2 protein-coding genes are annotated in these 1,404 nt (G+C 66.0%); both read right to left on the minus strand.

The window, feature by feature from the left end:
• Positions 1-570: 570 nt before the first annotated feature.
• On the minus strand, positions 571-1,002 hold the full coding sequence (locus tag ACWD5O_RS37155; RefSeq protein ID WP_387329542.1) for a hypothetical protein: 432 nt from the start codon (positions 1,000-1,002) through the stop codon (positions 571-573).
• A 95-nt stretch (positions 1,003-1,097) separates the two neighbouring features.
• Positions 1,098-1,404 (minus strand): hypothetical protein (locus ACWD5O_RS37160; RefSeq protein WP_450088177.1); only part of this gene is annotated, 307 nt, incomplete at its 5' end.

Below are 1,404 nucleotides of genomic sequence, written 5' to 3' on the forward strand. Positions count from 1 at the left end.
CACGGTGAGACCCAGAGCCATACGCCGATGCAGCGTGCCTTTCGTGATTGGAGGCAGCGGGCCTGGGACGACAGCCGGCACCAGCCAGGCGGGGAGCAGCGAAGCGTGACCACTTCGGTGTTCTCTGGGAGGTCACGTCGGCCCGCTCGCCCCGCATCACCGCGGTCAGCGCACTGTTCCGCGTCCGGCTGCGGTGAGCACGTCGGGCGCGGTGACCACTTCGCCAACCTGCGCCCACCTCCAAGGCCAGGCCATCCAGCAGCTCCTTACCGCCCTGACCTGCGGATACTCCGCTACCAGGCGACATAGAGTGCTGTCAACTGCTGCTCAATATGGCTGAGCACTCCGTGTGAAGCAGGACGCTGAACCGACTCTGACCTGCGGAAACGGAAGACTACACGTCGAGGCGGGTGCCGTTCAGCGCCGCTCGGTGCCGTTGGATGCGGTTCAACGCCGTTCAGTGCACCCAACTGCTCCCAACCTGCTCCCCCGATCGCGGCCGCACATCGATGTACACGGTCAGGTACTAAGCGATGAGTTCGAGCGGAGAGCTCAGGGACATCGGGCTGCTCACCGCCACCGGTTTCCGGTGGCGCGTACGTAGTTCCGCCACACGTACCGCCATGGGGTGACGGCGAGGATGACGACAACCAGGGAGCAACTGACCACGGTCTCGGTCATGGCCGCGTCGAGGTCACCGGTGGTGGCTCCGGGGAGGGCGACCAGTGCGAGCCAGAGGAGCTTCCAGAGCGACTCGAACAGCAGCACGGGAAGCAGCTTGACCGGGTATCGCAGGCCGAGGAACGCCAAGAGGGACATGGCGGTGAGCATGCAGAGCGTCACGCCCTCGTAGAGCGGCAGGGTGGCGACGTCGGGCAGGAGCGGCCACTTCACCAGGGCCAGTCCGACACCCATCAGGAGGTAGCCGGCGCGCATCAGGTGCAGGCGGGTCAGGGACAGATCGGAATGGATAGTGGGTGCGGCGACAGTGGTAGTGGACATGGGATTTACTCCTGGTCGAGATGGGATGGTGGCGGTCGTGCGGCAGTACGTGTTCGGGGCGTGTGGGTCAGCCTCGTCGCGTGAACCCAGGGGGTCTACTGGTGTTGCTGTTCCTGGGAATCAGGGTCGTGCGCGGCGTCGATGGAGGTGAGGGAGATGAGGGTGACGCCGAGGTCGCGGACCTTGGTGAGCAGGCCGTGCAGCTCGGCTTGGTCCGTCACGGCGCCGCGAAGTGTAGTGGCGTCGTCCTCGTGGGTGAGGGCGAGGCCGCCGAACCAGGTCGACCAGTGCTGGTCGAGGTGTCCGTGGATACGGAGCTCGTAGCGCAAGGGTGCATGGGCGTCGTTCGGCATGGTCAGGACCTCACCCCCGCGGCTTCTGCTCGCCGTGCCGGTCGCACTC

Source organism: Micromonospora sp. NPDC005161 (assembly GCF_053599855.1).

What these genes read in the sequence shown, in the direction of transcription:
- ACWD5O_RS37155 (WP_387329542.1), bottom strand. Translation starts at nt 1,002, where the DNA reads ATGTCCACTACCACTGTCGCCGCACCCACTATCCATTCCGATCTGTCC.